This window comes from Guptibacillus hwajinpoensis (assembly GCF_005144865.1).
Lineage (GTDB): Bacteria > Bacillota > Bacilli > Bacillales > Guptibacillaceae > Guptibacillus > Guptibacillus hwajinpoensis_A.
In genome coordinates this window covers 309131-330443 of the sequence record NZ_SWFM01000001.1, presented here as the reverse complement: position 1 = coordinate 330443, position 21313 = coordinate 309131, and the positions used below count along the sequence as shown (strand labels likewise).

At 39.3% G+C, this 21313-nt stretch carries 27 protein-coding genes and 8 tRNA genes; 30 read left to right on the top strand and 5 right to left on the bottom strand.

Annotated features, from left to right (window positions below; all coding sequences use genetic code 11):
• Window positions 1–9: 9 nt before the first annotated feature.
• The 4 genes from FBF83_RS01620 (at window position 10) to FBF83_RS01605 (ending at window position 3237) form a co-directional block, all read left to right on the top strand.
• Window positions 10–1140 carry a conserved virulence factor C family protein gene (locus FBF83_RS01620; RefSeq protein WP_136945404.1) on the top strand — a complete coding sequence of 377 codons (1131 nt, stop codon included), beginning with the start codon at window positions 10–12 and terminating at the stop codon, window positions 1138–1140.
• Between the two features lie 18 nt (window positions 1141–1158).
• Window positions 1159–1587 (top strand): BrxA/BrxB family bacilliredoxin, encoded by a 429-nt coding sequence (locus FBF83_RS01615; RefSeq protein ID WP_136945403.1) that lies wholly within the window; start codon window positions 1159–1161, stop codon window positions 1585–1587.
• Window positions 1588–1643: 56 nt separating this feature from the next.
• The gene (locus tag FBF83_RS01610; RefSeq protein WP_136945402.1) at window positions 1644–2084 is read left to right on the top strand and encodes an OsmC family protein; all 441 of its coding nucleotides are present in this window, start codon (window positions 1644–1646) and stop codon (window positions 2082–2084) included.
• Between the two features lie 184 nt (window positions 2085–2268).
• Window positions 2269–3237 (top strand): rhodanese-related sulfurtransferase, encoded by a 969-nt coding sequence (locus FBF83_RS01605; protein ID WP_136945401.1) that lies wholly within the window; start codon window positions 2269–2271, stop codon window positions 3235–3237.
• 34 nt (window positions 3238–3271) lie between these two features.
• Here the strand turns inward: FBF83_RS01605 and FBF83_RS01600 are convergent, their stop codons facing one another.
• Together FBF83_RS01600 and FBF83_RS01595 are read right to left on the bottom strand one after the other, a co-directional pair.
• Window positions 3272–4138, bottom strand: coding sequence for a hypothetical protein (locus FBF83_RS01600; protein ID WP_136945400.1), 867 nt, complete (start codon window positions 4136–4138; stop codon window positions 3272–3274).
• A gap of 17 nt (window positions 4139–4155) precedes the next feature.
• On the bottom strand, window positions 4156–5220 hold the full coding sequence (locus tag FBF83_RS01595) for a toxic anion resistance protein (RefSeq protein WP_136945399.1): 1065 nt from the start codon (window positions 5218–5220) through the stop codon (window positions 4156–4158).
• Window positions 5221–5438: 218 nt separating this feature from the next.
• On the opposite strand from FBF83_RS01595, the gene FBF83_RS01590 reads away from it, so the two are divergent.
• The 18 genes from FBF83_RS01590 to FBF83_RS01510 all read left to right on the top strand — a co-directional run bounded on the left by FBF83_RS01590 (window position 5439) and on the right by FBF83_RS01510 (window position 12675).
• A complete protein-coding gene (locus tag FBF83_RS01590; protein ID WP_136945398.1) occupies window positions 5439–5678 on the top strand; it encodes a glutaredoxin domain-containing protein in 240 nt (79 codons plus the stop codon).
• A 38-nt stretch (window positions 5679–5716) separates the two neighbouring features.
• On the top strand, window positions 5717–6868 hold the full coding sequence (locus tag FBF83_RS01585) for an acyl-CoA dehydrogenase family protein (RefSeq protein WP_136945397.1): 1152 nt from the start codon (window positions 5717–5719) through the stop codon (window positions 6866–6868).
• Window positions 6869–7010: 142 nt separating this feature from the next.
• Window positions 7011–7619, top strand: coding sequence for a cell wall hydrolase (locus FBF83_RS01580; RefSeq protein ID WP_240687952.1), 609 nt, complete (start codon window positions 7011–7013; stop codon window positions 7617–7619).
• Between the two features lie 75 nt (window positions 7620–7694).
• The gene (locus tag FBF83_RS01575; protein WP_136945396.1) at window positions 7695–8090 is read left to right on the top strand and encodes a kinase-associated lipoprotein B; all 396 of its coding nucleotides are present in this window, start codon (window positions 7695–7697) and stop codon (window positions 8088–8090) included.
• Between the two features lie 74 nt (window positions 8091–8164).
• Window positions 8165–9064, top strand: a complete 900-nt coding sequence (locus FBF83_RS01570) for a rhodanese-related sulfurtransferase (RefSeq protein ID WP_136945395.1) — start codon at window positions 8165–8167, stop codon at window positions 9062–9064.
• Window positions 9065–9123: 59 nt separating this feature from the next.
• The gene (locus tag FBF83_RS01565) at window positions 9124–9885 is read left to right on the top strand and encodes an NRDE family protein (RefSeq protein WP_136945394.1); all 762 of its coding nucleotides are present in this window, start codon (window positions 9124–9126) and stop codon (window positions 9883–9885) included.
• Between the two features lie 128 nt (window positions 9886–10013).
• Entirely contained in the window at window positions 10014–10169 is a 156-nt protein-coding gene (locus tag FBF83_RS20655) for a hypothetical protein (RefSeq protein ID WP_169525140.1), read from the top strand.
• Window positions 10170–10323: 154 nt separating this feature from the next.
• Window positions 10324–10399: transfer RNA gene (locus tag FBF83_RS01560), tRNA-Val, on the top strand.
• Window positions 10400–10550: 151 nt separating this feature from the next.
• Window positions 10551–10626, top strand: a tRNA-Thr gene (locus FBF83_RS01555).
• A gap of 5 nt (window positions 10627–10631) precedes the next feature.
• A tRNA-Leu gene (locus FBF83_RS01550) sits at window positions 10632–10716 on the top strand.
• A gap of 10 nt (window positions 10717–10726) precedes the next feature.
• Window positions 10727–10803: transfer RNA gene (locus FBF83_RS01545), tRNA-Arg, on the top strand.
• A 10-nt stretch (window positions 10804–10813) separates the two neighbouring features.
• Window positions 10814–10889, top strand: a tRNA-Ala gene (locus tag FBF83_RS01540).
• A gap of 8 nt (window positions 10890–10897) precedes the next feature.
• Window positions 10898–10990 (top strand) — tRNA-Ser (locus tag FBF83_RS01535).
• A gap of 5 nt (window positions 10991–10995) precedes the next feature.
• A tRNA-Gly gene (locus FBF83_RS01530) sits at window positions 10996–11069 on the top strand.
• 9 nt (window positions 11070–11078) lie between these two features.
• Window positions 11079–11153, top strand: a tRNA-Glu gene (locus FBF83_RS01525).
• Between the two features lie 132 nt (window positions 11154–11285).
• Entirely contained in the window at window positions 11286–11615 is a 330-nt protein-coding gene (locus FBF83_RS01520) for a transporter (RefSeq protein WP_240687951.1), read from the top strand.
• A gap of 134 nt (window positions 11616–11749) precedes the next feature.
• Entirely contained in the window at window positions 11750–12394 is a 645-nt protein-coding gene (locus FBF83_RS01515; RefSeq protein ID WP_136945393.1) for a YpjP family protein, read from the top strand.
• A 53-nt stretch (window positions 12395–12447) separates the two neighbouring features.
• On the top strand, window positions 12448–12675 hold the full coding sequence (locus FBF83_RS01510) for a hypothetical protein (protein WP_136945392.1): 228 nt from the start codon (window positions 12448–12450) through the stop codon (window positions 12673–12675).
• 199 nt (window positions 12676–12874) lie between these two features.
• On the opposite strand, the gene FBF83_RS01505 is transcribed toward FBF83_RS01510, so the two are convergent.
• Window positions 12875–13111 carry a YuzB family protein gene (locus tag FBF83_RS01505; protein ID WP_136945391.1) on the bottom strand — a complete coding sequence of 79 codons (237 nt, stop codon included), beginning with the start codon at window positions 13109–13111 and terminating at the stop codon, window positions 12875–12877.
• 194 nt (window positions 13112–13305) lie between these two features.
• Here FBF83_RS01505 and trxB point away from each other — a divergent pair, with 194 nt between their 5' ends.
• On the top strand, window positions 13306–14247 hold the full coding sequence (gene trxB / locus FBF83_RS01500) for a thioredoxin-disulfide reductase (RefSeq protein WP_136945390.1): 942 nt from the start codon (window positions 13306–13308) through the stop codon (window positions 14245–14247).
• A gap of 31 nt (window positions 14248–14278) precedes the next feature.
• Here trxB and FBF83_RS01495 read toward each other — a convergent pair whose 3' ends face one another.
• Window positions 14279–14722 carry an Hsp20/alpha crystallin family protein gene (locus FBF83_RS01495; protein ID WP_136945389.1) on the bottom strand — a complete coding sequence of 148 codons (444 nt, stop codon included), beginning with the start codon at window positions 14720–14722 and terminating at the stop codon, window positions 14279–14281.
• 154 nt (window positions 14723–14876) lie between these two features.
• Between FBF83_RS01495 and FBF83_RS01490 the strand changes: the two genes are divergently transcribed.
• Window positions 14877–15671, top strand: a complete 795-nt coding sequence (locus tag FBF83_RS01490; protein WP_136945388.1) for a thymidylate synthase — start codon at window positions 14877–14879, stop codon at window positions 15669–15671.
• A complete protein-coding gene (locus FBF83_RS01485) occupies window positions 15668–16150 on the top strand; it encodes a dihydrofolate reductase (RefSeq protein ID WP_136945387.1) in 483 nt (160 codons plus the stop codon). The genes FBF83_RS01490 and FBF83_RS01485 overlap by 4 nt, the downstream gene beginning before the upstream one ends.
• 41 nt (window positions 16151–16191) lie before the next feature.
• On the opposite strand, the gene FBF83_RS01480 is transcribed toward FBF83_RS01485, so the two are convergent.
• Entirely contained in the window at window positions 16192–17025 is an 834-nt protein-coding gene (locus FBF83_RS01480) for a YitT family protein (protein WP_136945386.1), read from the bottom strand.
• Window positions 17026–17181: 156 nt separating this feature from the next.
• Between FBF83_RS01480 and FBF83_RS01475 the strand changes: the two genes are divergently transcribed.
• The 5 genes from FBF83_RS01475 to FBF83_RS01455 all read left to right on the top strand — a co-directional run bounded on the left by FBF83_RS01475 (window position 17182) and on the right by FBF83_RS01455 (window position 21158).
• Window positions 17182–17859 carry a GntR family transcriptional regulator gene (locus tag FBF83_RS01475; protein WP_205665295.1) on the top strand — a complete coding sequence of 226 codons (678 nt, stop codon included), beginning with the start codon at window positions 17182–17184 and terminating at the stop codon, window positions 17857–17859.
• Between the two features lie 605 nt (window positions 17860–18464).
• A complete protein-coding gene (locus tag FBF83_RS01470; RefSeq protein WP_136945384.1) occupies window positions 18465–18935 on the top strand; it encodes a sigma-70 family RNA polymerase sigma factor in 471 nt (156 codons plus the stop codon).
• The gene (locus FBF83_RS01465) at window positions 18928–19998 is read left to right on the top strand and encodes a DUF4030 domain-containing protein (RefSeq protein ID WP_136945383.1); all 1071 of its coding nucleotides are present in this window, start codon (window positions 18928–18930) and stop codon (window positions 19996–19998) included. The genes FBF83_RS01470 and FBF83_RS01465 overlap by 8 nt, the downstream gene beginning before the upstream one ends.
• A gap of 213 nt (window positions 19999–20211) precedes the next feature.
• The gene (locus FBF83_RS01460; RefSeq protein ID WP_136945382.1) at window positions 20212–20580 is read left to right on the top strand and encodes a hypothetical protein; all 369 of its coding nucleotides are present in this window, start codon (window positions 20212–20214) and stop codon (window positions 20578–20580) included.
• Window positions 20581–20714: 134 nt separating this feature from the next.
• A complete protein-coding gene (locus FBF83_RS01455; protein WP_136945381.1) occupies window positions 20715–21158 on the top strand; it encodes a GNAT family N-acetyltransferase in 444 nt (147 codons plus the stop codon).
• Window positions 21159–21313: the final 155 nt, after the last annotated feature.

Genomic DNA, 21313 nt, shown 5'->3' with positions numbered 1-21313 from the left:
GGCGATTGCATGAAGATTGTTTCAATCGAACCGACACCAAGTCCAAATTCGATGAAAATTAACTTAAGTGAGGAACTAGAAGCTGGTGATACGCGCCAGTATAAACAGGATAGTGACCTAACGGATGCACCGGATTTTATTCAGAAATTGATGGCTGTTCCAGGAGTGAAAGGTCTTTATCATGTGATGGATTTTATCGCACTTGAACGAAATGCTAGATACGCTTGGGAAGATATCTTACCAGGCGCTAGGGAAGCTTTTGGACAGGAGAGTGAAGAGTCTCCCGCTTCTGATCAGGCGAAAGTTGAAGACTTTGGAGAAGTGAAGGTATTCATCCAGATGTTCCGTGATATTCCAATGCAGGTTAAGCTTGAAGAGGGGGATAAGGAGCATCGTTTTGGACTCCCAGATCGATTTATGGAGGCGGCTATGAACGCTTCTTCAGCATCTGATAACATGGTAATGGAGCGAGAATGGAAAGAGCAAAGTCCGAGATATGGTGCAGCTGATGACATCGGAACTGAAGTAACGGAAGAAATAGCAGCAACATATAGCAAAGAGCGCCTTGACGATCTTGTAAAGTCCGCGTTTGATCCGAATCGGACAACTCAAACGAGAAAAACAAATAAGAAAAAAGTAACTTTAGAGATGCTGGATGATCCAGATTGGAAATCAAGATATGCTGCTCTTGATCGGATGGATCCGGATCTTTCTGATTTACCTGTACTTGAGAAAGCATTGAAAGACGAAAAAGCTTCAGTACGAAGACTTGCAGCTGTCTATCTCGGGATGATCGAATCAAAAGAAGTGCTTCCGCTACTATATCAAGCTTTACGTGATAAGTCTGTGACCGTAAGGCGTACGGCAGGTGACTGTATGTCCGATTTAGGTTATATAGAAGCGATTCCAGAAATGGTTGAATCGTTAAAGGACCCGAACAAGCTTGTCCGTTGGAGAGCAGCGATGTATTTGTATGAAGTGGGGGATGATACAGCTATTCCAGCCTTAGAAGAAGCAACTCAAGACCCAGAGTTTGAAGTGAAGATGCAGGCAGGTATGGCTTTAGAGCGTATTAAAGGCGGAGAAGAAGCAAAAGGATCTGTCTGGCACCAAATGACTCAGGCAAGAAAGTCCAATTAAAATCGGGAGGTATCGGATATGAACCCATACGAAGAATATATGCGCCAAATGGCACAACCAATGCGTGATGAATTAACATCAGCTGGATTTGAAGAGCTTACAACACCTGAAGAGGTTGCGAACTTCATTACTGAAAAAAAAGGAACGTCTCTCGTTTTCATTAATTCTGTTTGCGGCTGTGCAGCTGGGCTTGCAAGACCTGCTGCACGTGAGGCGATTGAGAATGACAAAAAGCCTGAACACTTAGTTACGGTTTTTGCTGGTCAAGACAGAGAAGCGACAGGAAAAATGCGTGAATATCTAGAAGGATATGAACCTTCCTCACCTTCTATTGCACTACTCAAAGATGGACAGGTCCTTCACTTCATTCCAAGGGAAGAAATCGAAGACCATGAAGTAGAAGAAATCGTTGAGAACTTAACGGGAGCTTTTGAACAATATTGTTAAAGACAAACTCCACTCATTCGAGTGGAGTTTTGTCGCTACTTAAAGGAGGGCATCATATGGCTCATGTATTTGAACTGAATGGAAGTTGGAAAGGCGGACTATCTGGAGCGGGGAAGATTAGTACAGATCATTTAACGACAGAAGTATCTATCCCTGCATCAATGGGTGGGAGTGAGATTGGTACGAATCCGGATGAATTGTTGTTAAGTTCATCTGCAGCCTGTTACTTTATGACAATTGGATTGTATTTAGAGCGAAACAAAATTCAGTTTGAAGATATTACAATTTCTTCTAAATTAATCGTGAGTGAAAAAGGAAGACTACATGTAGAGTCAATTCATCATTATCCAGTCATATATCTTTCAGAAAAGCCAGATGAAGCATTGAGTGAACAAATTCATAAAATTGCTCATCAGGCAGAAGAAGGGTGTATGATTACACGTGCTATTAAGGGGAACGTTGAAGTTATTGTCGAGCCATCTATTAAACAAGCGTGATTTTTTCACTGTTTCAACTGCTGTCTGTAGCAATAAAAGCAATGCCGATTGATTTGTTTGTAATCTGCTTAACAGATTAGTTTAAGCGATTCGGTTTGCATTTTGAGTAAATTTTATTATAATTAGTTTTTGGAACGGTTCAAAGACTGGCAAAAGGAAACAGTGAAATAAAGGAGATACTAGTATGGATAAAGACTATCGCGTTTTATTGTTTTATAAATATGTTCAAATTGATCAAGCTGAAGAATATGTAGAGGAACATCTTGCATTTTGTAAGGAAAACAATCTAAAAGGCAGAATCCTTATTTCGGAAGAAGGCATTAACGGAACACTTTCTGGAACAATTGAGGATACTCAAAAATATATGGATATGATGCATGCTGATGAGCGCTTTGCTGATTTGTTCTTCAAAATTGATGAAGCAACAGAACATCCTTTCAAGAAAATGCATGTCCGCTATCGAGATGAACTTGTAACGCTTCGTCTTGAAGATAATCACAATCCTAATGAAGTGGGTGGCAAGCATCTTAAACCAGCAGAATGGCGTGAAGCGATGCTACAGGAGGACGTTATCATCTTAGATACTCGTAACGACTATGAGTATGATCTAGGTCACTTCCGCGGAGCGATTCGCCCTGATATTCAGAATTTCCGTGACCTACCTGAATGGGTCCAAGAGAACCTTGCTGATCAGAAGGAGAAGAAAATTCTCACTTACTGCACTGGAGGCATTCGCTGTGAAAAATTCACAGGATGGATGATGAATCAAGGATTTCAGGATGTTAATCAGCTCGATGGTGGTATCGTGTCGTATGGTAAAGATGAAGAGACGCAGGGCGAACTCTGGGATGGGCAGTGTTATGTATTCGATGGTAGAATTTCCGTTCCAATTAATCAAAAAGACCATGTAGTAGTTGGAAAAGACTATTTTACAGGCGAGCCGTGTGAACGCTATGTTAATTGTGGTAACCCTGAATGTAATAAGCAAATTATTACGTCAGAGGAGAACGAGCATAAATATTTGCGTGGATGTACGCATGAATGTAGAACATCCCCACGAAATCGCTATGTTGCAGAGCATGGTTTAACTCAAGAAGAAGTAGACGAACGTATTCAAAATCTCATGCAAGAACATATTGAACAAGAAGTATAGAAAAGCTAGCTGTCGCCTCATCGACAGCTAGCTTTTATTTATCGTATCTTAATTTGCTTACTTTCAGAAGGTGATCCACGCGTGATAGCCGATCTCCTTCGATTTTCTCAAGAAATTCGTGAAGGGTTAATTCCATCTGACAAAGCGCTTGAAACAAATCCTGGTGGCGAAGTTCTTTGTTTTCAGGGGAAAGTGAGATATATCCTGTTAACAAATCTGGCAATTCAGTAGAAAGCATTCGTTTCACAATATGCCGTTCTTCAAGATCCAAAGGCTCAAGCTCAGGCAGAATCTTTCGAAATAAATTAATCAGTCTTGTAGATCTAGAATGAATGACCCCTTGAATGAATGAATGTCCAGTTATTCGTTGTAATTTGTCAAGGTGATCAAGGAGAAGAGGATCAATTGTGGGTGAGTGACTCGTACCAGTTGGTGATGTACCGAGTAGCGAATGGTCCAACAATCTTATCCGTTGAAAAATTCCCGAGAAGAAGGGCGATCGTTTAATGTTTCTCTTAATAATACGACCTCTGTCATTTATTAATATCGTCCCTTGCTTACAGCGTCCATGGTCTTTCTTAGCTACCATTTGCCTTTCCCACTGAATGAAAAACTTTTTGGGCATTGATGTTCTGTTTTTTTGACTGTCATAGCCGGACAATAGAATTAGGTTTCTTCTTATTTTCAAATATATCGTATAGCCATGTTCAGATCGCTTCCATTTCTGTGGTTTGTCTGAACCTTGGTCGAGTTTATCAATGAACTCATCCAGTAACTTTTCTGCGTATGTGAGGAAGCTAGTCGAACTGGCGTCCTGTAAAAGCGATGGTTCCACCGTTTTATACTGTGGTGGTAAAAGCTTTTCAAGCCACTGTGATTCTAGAGAATCGAAAAGCCCCATACTATTCCCTCCTGTCATTAAAATCGATCTGCAGCATCAGAAAGCTGTTTCTGCCTCTGAGTCGAACTGTCTAATTTAGCTTTCATCTCTTTATTTAAATCATTCATTTCAGTAATAAACTTCTTACCACTGTCGATTATCCGGACGTTTGATTTCTCGGTAATATCAATTGCTTCAAACACATCGTTATAGGCTTTACGAAAAGATTCAATCGCAATAGCTGGTTTTTCGAGCGTTTTGACTGTATCTTCTGTATTTTGCTTCAACATCTCCGCGTTCCTTAACAACATGGATTCTGTCGCCTCGTTTACATTCTGTACAGCGGAAATGACCTTTTGTTGGTTACCTAGTGCAAGTTGTATGGATGCTGTAACGGTAATGATGTTTTTGGTCATCGTTACGGCATTAAAAATCGCTTCTTCAAGCTTTTCGTTGTTTTCAATAATAAGGTCTACTGATGCCATGGATTGACGAAGAACCATAACAGCCTGTGACATGTTTTTCACTCTGCTAACAACCTTCTGCTGCGCTTTCTGAATCGGAAGAGGATTTTCTTTCCACTGCTCTTTAGAAGCTTCGTCATCAAGCATTTTCATGAGGGTTTGTCCAAGCTCCATTTGGTCTTCAAGTCCGCCAATTCTATCTCTTGCAACGTCTTTTAATTCCTTCAGCATCACATTGTCTTCCTGGAGCTTATCCTTACCTGTTAGAAGTGATTCAACAATCACCTCAACCTGGGATTCTACTGTTTTGTACTTTTTAGCATATTGTTCAACTTCATTTCGACCCATAACTCGGTTCACTAACTTATTGAATTTACTTTTCTTAAGATAGGAAGGTTCAAGTTCTGATACATGTTCTCTTAATTTATGAAGATGATCGGGTAAATCATTGTTAGGCTGGTCAATCATTCCCTTAACTGGTCGTTTCAGTGCTTCAAGTGATTCACCCGCATTTCTTTGTGCATCTTCTCCTAGTCCTGAAAGAGACTGAAGTAGCTTATCTGTATCATCTTCATGATAAAAGCTTTGTATAATTTCTGCCGCACGCTGGTCGTTTGATTGTTCAGGTTGAAGACTCATATATGTCACTCCTTCAATAGAATGAAATCGTTAGGATGTAAACCTCTATTATTGTATACGATTAGATTTCGAGAAAAGTTTCAAAACACCTTCAGCAACCCATTTCCCCTTGGTATCGATTGACAAACTTTCTAAAACGAAAGAGTTGAAAGATAAGCAACGTGGTGGTATGTTTTAGACGGATTTATTTGTATATGAACGATAGGATGTGATGATAAATGAAAGACGTGAAGCTTTATACCCAACCAGCTTGCCCACCTTGTGAATTTGTAAAAAACTACTTCCAAATGCATGAAATTGCCTTCGAACTACTAAATATCAAGGAGAATACTGCTGCTCGGAATGAGCTCATTAACGAACATCAATCGATGTCTACACCAACAATTGTTATCGATGGAGAAGTGATTATTGGTTTTGAAAAAGAACGGATCGATGAACTATTAGAAATCACCTCATAATTAGACGTTAAATCGGTAACAAAAGGAGAGTGTTTAAGATGATTGGGCAATTTATAAGAAATGAACGAGATCATGAACTGATCAAGTTAGCAGAGAAGCATCGGATTGAACTTAGCGAACATGCAGAATTGATAGATCAAGAAGCTAGTATTCCTTCACATATAATTGACAACATGAGGTTGTCAGGTTTAACTGCGCTTCCTATTCCTGAACAAGCTGGGGGAAGGAGCATGTCGCTTTATGAACTCGTTTTAATCCAGGAGGAGCTTGGGAAGGGTGAATCTTCTGCAGCATTATCAATTGGTTGGCATCTTGGGGTATTAAAAGATTTAAACGACCGCAGACCATGGGCAGATGAAACCTACACAAAACTATGTAACGACGTCGTAAATGGGTCGATTATTAATCGAGCTCAAACGGAGGAAGAAACTGGCGATCCTACACGTGGAGGATTGCCTGCTACAATAGCTACTCCTGTTGAAGGAGGCTATACAATTACCGGAAGAAAAACATTTACAACCTTGAGTCCACACCTTGACCAAGTTATTGTAAAAGCAACATGTGAAGGCGTTCCTGCCGATTTCCTCGTTGCTATGAATTTAGAAGGCGTAGAGCTTGAAAAAACGTGGGATACCCTCGGCATGAGGGGAACGAGAAGTGATGATTTAATCCTTAATAAAGTATTTGTTCCTAAAAGTGCACTCCTGGAAACTTATGATAAAGAACGGAAAACAAAATCTCTACCACCTGCTTGGCTGCTTCATATTCCAGCTGTTTATCTCGGGATTGCTGAAGCTGCAAGAGTAGAGGCGCTAAACTTTGTTTCGAATTACCAACCCAATAGTATAGATATACCATTAAAAGATGTTCCGCATATTCAAGATAAATTCGGTAAAATAGCACTCTCACTAGTGGCTGCACGTCATTTCCTATATTCTGTTGCAGATCAATGGGATCGGTATCCTGACGAACGAATGATGATGCAAGCTCAACTGTTTGCTGCCAAACAACAAGCAGTTAGTAGCGCAATGGAAGCTGTAGACTTATCGATGAGAATAGTTGGTGGTCGTAGCCTTATGAAAAAGAATAAATTAGAACGACTATATCGTGATGTTCGTGCTGGGCTTCATAACCCCCCTAGTGATGAATTAACATTACAGGTTCTTGGCATGAGTCAGTTCAAAGAGTAAGAAAGAAACTCCTTCTCGCTGGAAGGAGTTTCTTTCTGTTCTGATATGTGGAAGTATGTCCTGCGTTTCCCTATTGAATCCTGTCTCGACTTCCTCTAACCTTAATTGCGTGATTGAGAACGTTATAGAAAGGATGGGGTTTATGATCAAATCGCTATCTATTCTTCTTACGATGAGCTTGGTCCTTACGTTATTTTCTGCCCAAACTCATCATGTTGAAGCGAAGACGATGATTAAAGCAGGAACTTCCCTATTTGATGAGGAAATGACAGAGTCCAATCGCGTCATACCTGAACCTGAAACTAAACAGGACGTAGCGTTATTATTGAACCTTCCTGTTAAACATATGAACGATGTAAAGCAAGTAACGAAAGATCAACTGTCAGTAACGAAGTACTCGGTACAAGAGATTGAAATGTTAGCTAAATTAATTAGTGGTGAAGCAAGAGGGGAGTCCTTTGAGGGAAAAGTAGCGGTTGCTTCTGTAACAGTCAATCGGGTTCTCTCTTCTGAATTTCCTAATTCCATTAAAGAAGTAATATTCCAGAGCGGTGCCTATACCGCTGTGTCAGATGGCCAGTATGATCGACAGCCAGGTAAAGATGCGTATAGAGCTGTTTATTCTGCGCTTATTGGAGAGGATCCAAGTTCTGGTGCCCTTTTCTATTACAATCCTGAAACGGCTACAGATAACTGGATACGAAACAGGCATATTATTAAAGAGATTGGAAAGCATGTATTCACAAGATAAAATCCTCCTGACATAGGAGGATTTTATGATATCATCGACGTGTAGAATCATAGATGATGAAGGAGTGAAGTTCACATGTCAGAGCAAAAATCATTTCAACCAGGAGAAATCGTTACAGCAGGTTACAAAACAGGAAGATATATTGGTGAAATTGTAGATTTGAAATCCCCTAAGGCTGTCGTGAAGGTTCTCGCAGTTATGAAGCACCCTACACAGGGAGATCTTCATAATCCTAAACAATTGGATGTACCACTTTTTCATCAGCGTAAAGCACTCGCTGAATTTGAAAAAGCGCTCGTTCCAATGTCTGCGATTAATCATTATGATGGGAATGTTCCTGATTATTCAGCGTCATTACAAGAAGCGCTTGATACACAATCTGCAGAATTAAAACACGAAGGCGGCCGATGGGCAGAAGCCTCATTAACAGAAATTGAAAAGCTTAAAGATGATTATTTCCCGAAAAGATAGACTTCTTTACATCAATTAAGAGATAAGGTAAGATTTATTATTGGTTTAAGAAGACGTAAAAGGTGGTTTTTGATTTGCAATCAGAAGCTTCAGCATATCAAGTGCTGTTATATTATCAGTATGTCGAAATAGAAGATCCTGCATATTTTGCTAAAAAGCATCTTAAGTTCTGCCAATCTCTTGATTTAAGAGGAAGGGTGCTTGTAGGCGTTGAAGGGATCAATGGAACTGTTTCGGGCACAATTGAAGACACAGAACGCTATATGGAAGAACTAAAGGCAGATCCGCGTTTTGAAGATATGGTCTTTAAAATTGATAAAGTAGAAGGTCACACATTTAAAAAGATGCACGTTCGTGCACGCGATGAGATTGTTTCACTTCGTCTCGAAGAAGATATTAATCCGAAAGAAATAACAGGTAACTATCTAGAACCCAAGGAATTTATGGAAGCTTTAGAAGATGATGATGTTATAGTTATTGATGCAAGAAATGATTATGAATATGACATTGGTCACTTCCGGAATGCAATTCGTCCGGATATTAAGGCGTTTCGAGATTTACCTGAATGGATTGAACAGAACTTATCTGACCAAAAGGATAAGAAGGTTCTCACGTATTGTACAGGTGGGATTCGCTGTGAGAAATTCTCTGGCTATCTTATGAAAAAAGGATTCTCTGATGTTTCTCAGCTTCACGGTGGCATTGTCACTTACGGCAAAGACCCTGAAGTTCAGGGCAAGTATTTCGATGGCAAATGTTTTGTATTTGATGATCGACTTGCTGTAAGTGTCAACAGAACCGATGAAGACAAAGTAGTAGGGGAATGCTATCACTGTGAAACGCCAGCAGATACGTATATTAATTGCGCGAATGTTGAGTGCGACAAGCTTCACATCGTTTGTGATTCTTGTAAAGAATCACATAACCATTTCTGCTCATCTTCATGTGAACAGCACGCAGTTAGTACTCTATAAGTTAAGCGCAGCGTTTATCGCTGCGCTTTCTTTTTGAATTTGAAGGGAGAAAAGTGGCAATGTGTTTAATTGGAATCGCCTTAAATGCACATGAGAAATACCCCTTTATTCTCGTTGCGAATCGAGATGAGTTCTATGAGCGGCCAACAGAGCGAGCTCATTTCTGGGAAGATGAGCCTGAAATTCTCGCAGGTCGAGATCTTAAAGCGATGGGGACGTGGCTTGGTGTAACAACCACAGGGAAAATTGCTGCCCTAACCAATTACCGAGAACCTGGAGAGAAGCCTCAAGAAAAATCCAGAGGAGATCTGCCGTTAGATTATTTAAGAACAAATCTCGGAATAAATACATATTTGGAAGATGTGAATGCAAAAAGGACAGAATACAATGGCTTTAATCTTATTGCAGGGCATTTTAACGAATTGTACTACTATTCGAACCGTCAGAACGAAATTAAACAGTTGCAAGATGGGATCCATGGTCTTAGCAATCATTTATTGAATACTAGCTGGCCAAAGGTTGATCGCTTGAAGGACGATATATCATGCTATCTATCGCAAAATGCTGAAATAGACATCAATCAGTTGTTTGAAATGCTTAATCAAGCAGATCCCGCTTCAGATGATGCTCTCCCAGAAACAGGTGTTCCAATTGAATGGGAGAGGATGCTTTCTCCGATCTTTATAGCTTCTGACTCATATGGAACAAGAGCACAAACGGTCATTACAGTAACGAATCAGGGCCAAGTAACATTTACAGAACGGTCAAAAGGACAGAAAAATGATGAAAGATATTTTGAATTTTCGATTAATCATTCATAATTCAGGTATAGGGGAATACAATAGATTTTACCTGTAACTTTTACTACTAAATAAATGATAAAAAGAAGTGGTTTAAACATCGTCTTGCAGGGGTAATGATGAACTATTACTCATGAGGAGGGGTTTTTTTGAAACGAAAGCGTCACTATGTAGAAGATCAGCTTTTGAGGGAATCGTCTGAAATGAAAGAATACCGCAAATATGATTCTAATATGGTGACCAGGAAAAGACCAGAACTCAGTGCAACGAATAAGAAAAAACCACTTGTAAAATCGCCGGTATAAGCAGGGATGATCCCTGCTTTTTTTATTTGGAAAAAGGGTTGCAATTGCATGGGAAGGATGGTAAGATTATTTTTGTCCTCGGAAAAACGCTTTTAAAAAAAGGTGTTGACGAGTTCAGGTTATACATTATATAATACAGAAGTCGCTGTTTAATGGAGGATTAGCTCAGCTGGGAGAGCATCTGCCTTACAAGCAGAGGGTCGGCGGTTCGAGCCCGTCATCCTCCACCATTTAATTTTAGCGATTCGCCGGTCTAGCTCAATTGGTAGAGCAAGGAGCAAGACATCATCGAAAAACCAACGACTTGTCTCGACGCAGCTTACTTCAGAGTAAAGCTTGTAGAGGAAGAGACAACAGTGTGAATATGCTTCGCATCACTTCGCCGGTCTAGCTCAATTGGTAGAGCAACTGACTTGTAATCAGTAGGTTGGGGGTTCAAGTCCTCTGGCCGGCACCACACATGCGGGTGTGGCGGAATTGGCAGACGCGCTAGACTTAGGATCTAGTGTCTTACGACGTGGGGGTTCAAGTCCCTTCACCCGCACCATATATTTTTTGCGCCCGTAGCTCAATTGGATAGAGCGTCTGACTACGGATCAGAAGGTTAGGGATTCGACTTCTCTCGGGCGCACCATTACATATTTGGGGCCTTAGCTCAGCTGGGAGAGCGCCTGCCTTGCACGCAGGAGGTCAGCGGTTCGATCCCGCTAGGCTCCACCAAATATAACGGAGGAATACCCAAGTCTGGCTGAAGGGATCGGTCTTGAAAACCGACAGGGGCTTAATCGCCCGCGGGGGTTCGAATCCCTCTTCCTCCTCCATTTTTGCGGGTGTAGTTTAGTGGTAAAACCTCAGCCTTCCAAGCTGATGTCGTGGGTTCGATCCCCATCACCCGCTCCATTTTAAATTGGCCCGTTGGTCAAGCGGTTAAGACACCGCCCTTTCACGGCGGTAACACGGGTTCGAATCCCGTACGGGTCACCAACGTAATTTAATTCAAATGATTGTACTTTCCAAGCATACTCGTTGAGATGCTTTTTTTGTTTGTTTTCAATCGGTACACCTCACTGTAATACAGCATACATTGGCTGTAACAAGAGAGAGGGGATGGACCGTATGTATTATGAAGAACATGAACATATTGAGTATCATTATGACGTTGGAGACCAAAGTAGACAGCAGCCGGTAACAGCTCCAACATCTAGCCCGCCTGCTTCAGCACCTCCAAGACCTCAGACTGCTCAAAGTGGCTTGCAGGCTGTCGATCCTGGAGCAATTAGAGGGTGTATGTATCGGTTCACTTATATCTGGATGAGAGGTGGAAACTCATTCTGGTTTTGGCCGGTATATGTCGGTCGCACGTCTGTATCTGGATTTCGTTGGACAGGGAGAAGATGGGTTTACACAGGTATCGGTCTAAATCGAATTGATATGTTCACGTGTTAATGAATGTGGAGCGCTTTCAAAGAGCGCTCCTATGATACATAATATTTTGAAAAATGTAGTAAACATCTGGCTTTTTTTATTGGTTCGTGCGAAAATAAAGAGAACAATTGAACTGTGAAAGTCAGGTGTGAAGTATGAAATCGCCATTATGGATGAGGAAACTATTCGTTGCATTTGTTGCTGTTATTACACTTGGTACGGTTATTCCAACAGGTTATCTTGCTGAAGACAAAACAGAGTCATCTGAAAATTATCAAGATGAGAGCTATCTTCGTGTTGAACCGAGAGACGAGCTTCCAGATCCAACCGATAACGAGGGTCAGGATGAAATGGATTGGCCGTCGCTTGCTAAGTATGCTCCTACTTCTGAACTTCTTACAGGCTTTGTTAGCTATGCTAGCCTTCAATCAGAAGAGATTGGTTTAGCTAAGTTTGGCGAAACGATTTCTAATCGTGTAGGAAGTGAGTATAAAGATACTATTGTGCCCAGAATGACTGAAGCGATTGCATCATCAGTTGAACTGCTTGATGAAGAAACCATTCGATCACTTCGCTTGACGGACAAGCCTGCAAGTGGTTATGGTGAACGTATCATGCACGTTTACAATGAAGAAACTGGAGAAGATCTTCTTCGTTTTCACGTAAGAAGAGACCATCCACCACAGGATGGCTACTGGTTTAATTTTCATTATCACGACGCATCCGATAATTTTGAAGAACATTATGAAGTTGGTAAGATATATTGGGATAAAAACACTCCGCCTAAGTGGCTCTCTTAAGAGAGGCACGCGGGGTGTTTTTGGTTGGAGAATAAGGGAGGATTACATCATAGATGGAACTTGTACAGTGTATTAGAGATGTTTTTGAAGAAGAGCCTTTAACTGGCGCTGAGAACCCGCTAGAGAAAAAGTTATTTAAGGAAGGGAATTTCTATCCCGTATACCGCGATGAGCATAACAGCTGGATTACAGTAGATGATGAAGGGGAGCAGCACATCATCGCAACGGGTTTAACGCTAATGGAGGATTTCTGGTTTTCATTTCGGTTTCGCATCGCATAACAAAACGCCGCTTAATTAGCGGCGTTTTGTTATTTCTTTTTAGGGCGCGCATTTTGCGGGCCTCTTTTTTTGTTCATTAGAAGCGCATCTTCGCCTTCTTTTTCACCTTGAACACCGGTTTTAGGGTCATATCCATTTCGGTTTTTCATTTGTAAGTGCCTCCTTTTTTGGATTCACTCATTAGAATGCCCGAATAGGATTAAAACATCGGATTTTCTTCAATGAATTGATATACATTGTCTACAAGCTCTTCTGGCGTTTCGCCAATTACCCGTTCACCATTGACAAGGCAGTACATTTCCTGGCTACAAAGCGTGCAATGACCGAGACAGGAATACTCAAGCACGTCTAGATCAGAATCTTTTTCAAGTATTTCCATTGCTTTATGTGAACCGCTTGAAAGATTGCTCATGCAGAATTCTACGATTGGATTCATCTTACATTCACCTCTGGTTCTTGATACAAATTGTAAACTGCTTCTATTCTATCAAGAAGGATGGAAAATAAACAACCATTTGCACATTGAAGTAAGAATGATGTGTGAAATAAACGATACTATTTGTAAGAGAGGGGTTTATTTCTCTGGAATTAGGAAAAATAACATAATGAAGTCGATAGAGGAGGGTCATTATGCATAAAGCAGTTATTGTAGGAACAGGACCAGCAGGTTTAACAGCTGCCATTTACCTCGCGAGGGCGAATATGGAACCGCTAGTAATTGAAGGACCTGAACCGGGCGGTCAGCTTACGTTAACAACCGATGTCGAGAATTTCCCTGGGTTTCCTGATGGTGTACTTGGGCCTGAATTAATGGAGAATATGAAGAAGCAGGCACTTCGCTTTGGCGCTACGATTGAACGTGGCTGGGTGAAGGATATTGATTTTTCAGAGCGTCCTTATAAACTCTCTACGGATACACTTGGTGAGATTCAGGCAGAATCTGTGTTGATCTCAACTGGTGCATCTGCCAAACTTCTTGGCATTCCTGGAGAATCAGAAAATATGGGGAGAGGCGTTAGTACATGCGCAACATGCGACGGGTTTTTCTTCAGGGGCAAAAAGATTGTTGTGATTGGCGGAGGTGACTCTGCAATGGAAGAAGCGACTTTCTTGACGAAATTTGCGTCTGAAGTCACTGTGCTTCATAGAAGAAATGAGCTTCGTGCATCTAAAATAATGCAAGAACGAGCGCGCAACAATGATAAGATAAGCTGGAAACTTAACTTCTCACCAGTAGAAGTAGTAGCAGCAAACAATAAAGTAAGTGGCATTAAAGTGGAGGATAGTGATACTGGAGAAGAAGAAATCGTTGAAACAGATGGAATTTTCGTTGCGATTGGTCATCGTCCTAATACAGATTTCTTACACGGGAAAATAGATATGGACGACAAAGGGTATATCAAGGTAGAACCAGGTACAACTAGAACGAACATTCCTGGTGTCTTTGCTTGTGGAGACGTCCAAGACTTCACATATCGCCAGGCTATAACCGCTGCTGGAACAGGGTGTATGGCTGCAATGGACTGTGAGCGATTTCTTGAAGGAAATGCATTTATTGATTGGAGTATGTAAAAAGAGAGCGGAGGCTAAGCCTCCGCTTTTTTTAATCGATCGTTAGATAGGAAGCTTCCTCATGTATACGATCATCTTTAGGAATTGTAATTTCTAGTATGCCGTTTGTATACTTTCCTTTAACGTTCTCCATAGAAAAGTGATATGGTAGCTTAATGGTCCGACTCGTACTTGTGTATGACCGTTCTTGTTTATAATATCTTTGTTTGTCGTTTCGCTCTTCTTCATAGCTTTTAGATTCGATTGAAATTCGAAGTCCATCTCCTAGTGGTTCAACCTTAATTTGTTCTTTGGTTATTCCAGGGAGTTCTGCTTCAATAATAAAAGCTACGTCCGTTTCATAAAGGTCTACACGAAACGATTGTGCAGGCAATAGATTTGTAAAAGGCTCTTTAAAGAAATCATCAAATGTATTCATCCAGTTCTGTATCATAGGGTCTTGAAAGAGTTTTGGCAACTTATCACCTTTTCTCATTTCGCTTCATCCTCTCACTAATTTCTGATATACAATATGATAAGAAAAATAGAATGTTCCTTACGCTGCCTATTATTAACAAGCGCGCAGCTAGAGTTACGATTCAACTTTCTTCATGTTACAATGATTTGTAGTGAAGTGAAGGAGGAGTAAGATGAAGACTTATTTAGACTTATGCGAAGAAATTTTACATAACGGTACAAAGAAATCTGATCGAACTGGTACAGGTACGATTAGTGTGTTTGGTCATCAGATGAGGTTTAATTTACAAGAAGGCTTTCCCGCTTTAACCACAAAGAAGCTACATCTACGCTCCATCATTCATGAGCTTCTCTGGTTCCTAAAAGGAGATACAAACGTAAAGTATCTGCAAGATAACGGCGTCCGAATCTGGAACGAATGGGCAGATGAAGACGGTGAACTTGGTCCGGTTTATGGACATCAGTGGCGTTCGTGGACAGGGGCAGATGGAGAAACAGTTGATCAAATATCTAAAGTTGTTGAACAGATTAAAACGAATCCCAATTCGCGAAGAATGATTGTAACAGCTTGGAATCCTTCTCAAGTTGATGAAATGGCACTTCCGCCTTGTCACTGCCTCTTTCAATTTTATGTGGCAGATGGGAAGCTTTCATGTCAGTTATACCAGCGTTCAGCTGACGTATTCCTTGGTGTCCCATTCAATATTGCTTCCTACGCGTTACTAACAATGATGATGGCTCAAGTATGTGACTTAGAGCCAGGTGAATTTATTCATACACTTGGTGATGCACATATTTACAATAACCATATTGAACAAGTTCAACTTCAGCTTACACGTGATACTCGGACTCTTCCCAAAATGAAGATCAATCCAGATGTGAAATCGATTTTTGATTTTACCTTCGATGATTTTGAGTTAACCGAGTATGATCCTCATCCACATATTAAAGGGGAGGTTTCTGTATGATTTCATTTCTTCTCGCTATGGATGAGCAGAATCTAATAGGTAAAAACAACGATCTGCCATGGCATATACCTGCAGACCTTGCATACTTTAAAAAAATGACAACTGGCAAGCCAATTGTCATGGGGAGAAAAACGTTTGAATCCATCGGCAAAGCTCTTCCAGGACGAGAGAACTACTTGATTACAAGAAAAGATCTTGAGTATGAAGGAGTGACAGTACTTCACTCAATCGAGGAGTTCTTTGAATTAACACGTAATCAAGAGAAAGAATGGTTTGTTATTGGGGGAGCAGAAATATACCGACAAGTCTTACCTCATGCTGATCGATTGTACATTACTGAAATCCATGAATCGTTTGAGGGAGATACGTACTTTCCGACTTTCTCAAAGGAAGAGTGGAAGGAAACCTCTAGGGAGAAGCATTCGAAGGACGATCGAAACAAATACGATTTCGACTTTGTGATATATGATCGTAAATAACAAAAACCCCGAGTGATTGAAATACAACACTCGGGGTTTATTTAAGTCTTGGGGAATGTAAATCCTTCACCAAATACATCTCTCACATCGTGTACAACAACAAATGCTTTCTCATCAACCTGTTGAATCATTTTCTTTAAGAGGAATAGTTCTTGTTTATTAATAACAACATACAAAATATCTTTTGATTCATTGGAATAATGACCTCGAGCATTAATAACAGTTACACCACGATCCATCTCTTCGCTTACTTTTTCAGCGATCGCTATGGTGTTTTGAGAGATAATTGTTACAGCTTTTCTAGTATCAAAACCATCAATCAAGTAATCCAATATTTTAGTACTAATATAGATTGAAATACCTGTGTACATTGTATTCTCTATCCCAATGACTACAGATGAACCAAGAACAACTAGAATATCGAAAACAAACATGGATGTACTTACACTCCAACCGAAATGCTGATTTAGCATTCGAGCTACAATAGTTGAGCCTCCAGTTGTCCCTCCTGAACGTAAAACAAGCCCAAGTCCAATACCGATAAAAACGCCGGCAAAGACAGTTCCTAGCATAATGTCTAGTGGGTTACCCATGCCTTCTGTTAACTGTATAAAGAGAGAGGTAAAGAAGATCGCAATAATTGTATACCAGGTTACTCGCTTGTTTAGAACTTTATAACCGATTGCTAGAAGGACACCGTTCATAACGAAGTTCGTAATACCTGGCGACCATCCTATGAGGTAGTAAAGTGTCATCGATATACCAGTAACGCCGCCCTCACCAAGTTCGTTAGGGATGGCAAACCAGTTTACGCCAAGCGCAAAGAACAGGGATCCAATAATAATTAATGTGATTTCTTTCCCTGTGTTATTCATATCATCACTCCGTTCTATTCTGAATACGTAGGATAATATATCATAGAGAGGTAATTTGAACAAGATTGTTCAACAATATTGCTCTAGTTGAATATAAAATGATCACACAATATGTTAAAATAGGTAAAAAATGAACGTATGGGCGGGTTAATTGAAATGCGAAAAGAAACAGTTGAACAAAAGGTGTATCAGTTAATAAAAAATGCGATCATGAAAAGACAAATTGCACCTGGTAATCAGTTGTTTGAAAGTGCCATTGCAGAGAAGGTTAACGCGAGTAGGACGCCAATTCGAAGCGCGATTATGAAGTTAGAATCAGAGGGACTAGTGAACGTCATTCCAAATAAGGGAGCTTTCATAGTTCAGCCAACGATTGAAGAAATGATTCAAGCATTTGAAATGAGAAAAGCGCTAGAGGAAATGGCGGTTCAAAAAGGGTTTTCGAATATTGGAACGTATGATATCGATCAACTTAAACAATATGTTGATGAAATGAGAAACGCCTATAAGAAGCGGGAAATCTTACTGTATCAAGAAAAAAACAATGCGTTTCACCTTTTGATAGCAAAGGCAAGTGGGAACAGCTATTTGATTGATTTCATGGAGAAAATCTTAAATCAAATTACGATTTATATGGTGCTATATGATGTATTTAATGGAGACAATGATAATGAAGAAATGGATATCCTTGAACATGAAGAAATGATAAAGCACATTGAAAATGCACAGGAGAAAGAGTTTCAATCGTTACTTTGTCGTCATCTTGATAGTAGTTTAAGAAAACTCGAACAAGATAAATTGAATTATTATCAGTCGCTTACGACACTGTTTTAAGCCAGTCTAATAGAGAAGTATAGGGTTCCGTTTTGAGGAGCATAAGCGTTTAATCACATTAAGAATGTCCTGTGAATTTACACAGGACATTTTGTTTTGTAATCAATGTTTCTCAGGGAGTTAATGGAGCATATGCCAGTTTAAATGACACTATAAATTCAGTAGTCAACAGTTATTGTACAAACTAAGAAGGTTGTCAAAATGTAGGATGATTGTATTGTTATTTTTGATCGCATTTTTTCTTTGACATCTCTTTTTTGTGGTGAAATTAGGATAAATTAATGCATATTGTTATTAGGTTTAAGAGCAGGATAGTTGAAGACTCAGTTTCGAAATAATATACATATACCTTCTGTTTTTTTCTCTTAATTTAGTAGTTGGTGTTTGGGCTTAACATTAGCAAGGACTTCCATGTAAGGAGGTCCTTTTGTTTATATTGAAAGAAAAATAGTTGAGTTCTATTAGATATAGATGAAACCATTTAACTTCTATAAGAGTCTAAAGGTTTTGAAGATGAAAAAGAACGACCCGTCTTTAACGGGTGAAGTTGATGAAGAGAAACTAGAATTTCAAATAGCTGAATTGGTTGATGAGCACTCAAAAAAATCTATTTACTTGCATACTCTTACGTGCAAGATAAAGGATCAGCAGAAGATATAGCTCAAGAAGTCTTTTTAAAAGCCTTTAAAAATCTCAAGAGATTTCGAGGAGAGGCGTCCCTCCAAACCTGGCTTTACAGAATCACTGTAAATACAGCGAAGGATCATTTGCGCAAAAAAAGTTTTCAACTCTTAAAAAATCCAACTGGTTTTTTTGATAATTTCTTAAGATCTCAAAGTTCTGAGCAACTTTACATAGAGCATGAAGGAAATCGAGAGGTACTTGATTATGTTTATGACCTCCCCAGAAAGTATCGCGAAATCATTGTGCTGCACTACTTTCATGAGCAAACCGTTACAGAGGTTAGTCAGGCTTTAGACTTAAATCTGAACACCGTTAAGACGAGGTTATCTAGAGCTCGCAATTTGTTGAAAAAAAACATGCTGGATCAGAAGGAGGCGAACCTCAATGGATGAAGAGTTAAAGAAAGCTAAAGTGAAGTATGAAGACCAATACTCAGATGAGATTAGTGGGAAAATTAAAGATGGCGTAATAACTAAGATTAATAACGATCAACATCGACCTCGATGGATCAAACGTGTTTACTATCCCATTAGCATTGCCATGATTATGCTTATCTTATTTATTGGATCAGCATTTTTCTCTCCTTCATTGGCAGGAGTCGTGGCTGAATTTCCATACTTGAGTGGTTTTTTTGAAGAAGAGAAATCAGATATGGAAGTAACAAAAGTGCTAGAAAAAACACTACTCGATATTGAACCAAATGTTAGAGGACTGGATTCGGATTACGAAGTCAAACAGATTACAGTTTCAATAATAGGTGATGAAAGCTACATTCAAAATGTAAAACCTGATATTGTTCATGAAGTGAAAGAGGTATTAACTCACCATAACTATACTGGATTTAATATACGTGTCGAGCGCTTTATTCCATATGATGATAGCTATAATCCAAGTGAAGAAGAGAAGCGCATTAATAAAGAAGAGGATCAAATCTCAAAAGAACTTGAGCCACTTCTACTTGAAGACAAATATGACGTACTGTCCTATGGTGTTGATATAGGGTTGAAGAGAGTGGTAATCGATATTGCCAACAGTGAATCAAAGGACGATATTAAAGAAATTAAATCCTATATTAAGGATGTTTTAGCGAAATACAACCATGAGGGACTCGTAATTGAAGAAACAATAATTGATATGGAGAAACGTGATCAGGCAGATCGATGGACAGACGTAATTAGTGTCATCTCTGACGGGCTGGAAAAGAAAAGCGACCTGAATGTTACAGAGGTTGCCTATTCAAACAATACATCCTCTATAACGCTCTATATTAAAACGTCTATTAACTCCGCAGATCCTGAAAAAAAAGATGAAGCAAAAGAAATAGTAAGCACTATTGAAGAATTTATAGAATCGGAACAAGTAGCTCTTTACGTTCAGGAAGATCCCTATAAATTAATTGTAGAAGATAAGGATGGCGTGGTTCTTTTAGAGAGTTCCCGAAAGAATAGTCAATAATTTTTTGAGAAGTAAAGATCACAAACTTGAAAAACGTTATTTACCTATCAGACGTAATTCCTTAGGAAGGAGTTACGTCTTTTTCTATCAAAAAGGTTGAGCAAGTGATTTAGTTTTGAAATAATTGGAATTAAGCAATAGTGGCAGGATTTGTGGAGGAGTGATGAACAAGTGTAATAAAAATGAAAGAAGGATGTGGTTTAAATAAACAATGTGAAGAAACTACAATTATCTATTCTTGCTTTCGTTACCCTATTAATTTTACTTGTAGGGTGTCAGCAAACAACGCTTTCCTTTAAAGGAGAAGGAGATTATTGGGAAGGGAAATATATCAGCAACCAAACTTCAGAAGGTGAAAATGGTGAATTTAGGTTCGGTTACAAAGGCAAGGATAGTGTTTCGGATATTGAATATAAAATCACTTCAAATACAGGGAATAGTAGTGGAGAAATAAATGTTAACGGCAAAAGTTTTACCCACTCAACTTCTTGTACTGGTTGCGCCAAAACAAACGAAGATGAAGAAATTAAGGTGATCATTAAGTGGGATGGTACAGAAGATGCGTTTATCCTAAAGAAATAAATTTAAGAAATGTGTATTAATTATACCTGAATCTCGGAGCACTTGCTGAATAATTAATGCAATCGCTCACTTTCAAAATTATCAACAGGAATAATGTAGGATCAGGTATAAATGAAGAAGGGGTGTATTTTAACGTGTGCAACGTTAATTTTAGAGACATTGACCATTCTAATGAATGTCTAGTCAAAAATGTAAAATTAAAAGCTGACCAAGAAAATTTTGTTGAAACAGTAGATGAATGTCTAAAAGAAGCTGATACATATGAAGGTTGGCATCCAGTAGCTATATATCATAATGAAGATGTTGTTGGATTTGCAATGTATGGCTCTTTTGGACCAAATAAGGATACTTGGATCGATCGAATTATCATTGATGAGAGATATCAAGGAAAAGGCTTAGGAAGAATAGCAATGAAAAAGCTTATTGGAATAGTTTCGAGTAAATTTGAAGTGAAGGATATATATTTGAGTATCGTCGAGGAAAATAGAATAGCATATAGTCTATATAAAAGTATGGGGTTTGAATTTATAAATGAAAGAGATCCAAATGGAGAACTCATATTTAAGTATACTATCTAGAATAGTGAAATTCACTAAAATTGATTTGATTAAAATTAACTTTATTTTGTTATTCGGTATTCCGTAATATCGGAGCGTTTATTAATATCCATGATGTTTCCCATGATTTTAGCAGTCCTCTCTTTGAACAGGATTCACATTTATCCGGCTTAATA

Coding starts and splice junctions, on each gene's coding strand:
- FBF83_RS01620 (WP_136945404.1), top strand. CDS start 10: ATGAAGATTGTTTCAATCGAACCGACACCAAGTCCAAATTCGATGAAA.
- FBF83_RS01615 (WP_136945403.1), top strand. CDS start 1,159: ATGAACCCATACGAAGAATATATGCGCCAAATGGCACAACCAATGCGT.
- FBF83_RS01610 (WP_136945402.1), top strand. CDS start 1,644: ATGGCTCATGTATTTGAACTGAATGGAAGTTGGAAAGGCGGACTATCT.
- FBF83_RS01605 (WP_136945401.1), top strand. CDS start 2,269: ATGGATAAAGACTATCGCGTTTTATTGTTTTATAAATATGTTCAAATT.
- FBF83_RS01600 (WP_136945400.1), bottom strand. CDS start 4,138: ATGGGGCTTTTCGATTCTCTAGAATCACAGTGGCTTGAAAAGCTTTTA.
- FBF83_RS01595 (WP_136945399.1), bottom strand. CDS start 5,220: ATGAGTCTTCAACCTGAACAATCAAACGACCAGCGTGCGGCAGAAATT.
- FBF83_RS01590 (WP_136945398.1), top strand. CDS start 5,439: ATGAAAGACGTGAAGCTTTATACCCAACCAGCTTGCCCACCTTGTGAA.
- FBF83_RS01585 (WP_136945397.1), top strand. CDS start 5,717: ATGATTGGGCAATTTATAAGAAATGAACGAGATCATGAACTGATCAAG.
- FBF83_RS01580 (WP_240687952.1), top strand. CDS start 7,011: ATGATCAAATCGCTATCTATTCTTCTTACGATGAGCTTGGTCCTTACG.
- FBF83_RS01575 (WP_136945396.1), top strand. CDS start 7,695: ATGTCAGAGCAAAAATCATTTCAACCAGGAGAAATCGTTACAGCAGGT.
- FBF83_RS01565 (WP_136945394.1), top strand. CDS start 9,124: ATGTGTTTAATTGGAATCGCCTTAAATGCACATGAGAAATACCCCTTT.
- FBF83_RS01520 (WP_240687951.1), top strand. CDS start 11,286: ATGTATTATGAAGAACATGAACATATTGAGTATCATTATGACGTTGGA.
- FBF83_RS01515 (WP_136945393.1), top strand. CDS start 11,750: ATGAAATCGCCATTATGGATGAGGAAACTATTCGTTGCATTTGTTGCT.
- FBF83_RS01510 (WP_136945392.1), top strand. CDS start 12,448: ATGGAACTTGTACAGTGTATTAGAGATGTTTTTGAAGAAGAGCCTTTA.
- FBF83_RS01505 (WP_136945391.1), bottom strand. CDS start 13,111: ATGAATCCAATCGTAGAATTCTGCATGAGCAATCTTTCAAGCGGTTCA.
- trxB (WP_136945390.1), top strand. CDS start 13,306: ATGCATAAAGCAGTTATTGTAGGAACAGGACCAGCAGGTTTAACAGCT.
- FBF83_RS01495 (WP_136945389.1), bottom strand. CDS start 14,722: ATGAGAAAAGGTGATAAGTTGCCAAAACTCTTTCAAGACCCTATGATA.
- FBF83_RS01490 (WP_136945388.1), top strand. CDS start 14,877: ATGAAGACTTATTTAGACTTATGCGAAGAAATTTTACATAACGGTACA.
- FBF83_RS01485 (WP_136945387.1), top strand. CDS start 15,668: ATGATTTCATTTCTTCTCGCTATGGATGAGCAGAATCTAATAGGTAAA.
- FBF83_RS01480 (WP_136945386.1), bottom strand. CDS start 17,025: ATGAATAACACAGGGAAAGAAATCACATTAATTATTATTGGATCCCTG.
- FBF83_RS01475 (WP_205665295.1), top strand. CDS start 17,182: ATGCGAAAAGAAACAGTTGAACAAAAGGTGTATCAGTTAATAAAAAAT.
- FBF83_RS01465 (WP_136945383.1), top strand. CDS start 18,928: ATGGATGAAGAGTTAAAGAAAGCTAAAGTGAAGTATGAAGACCAATAC.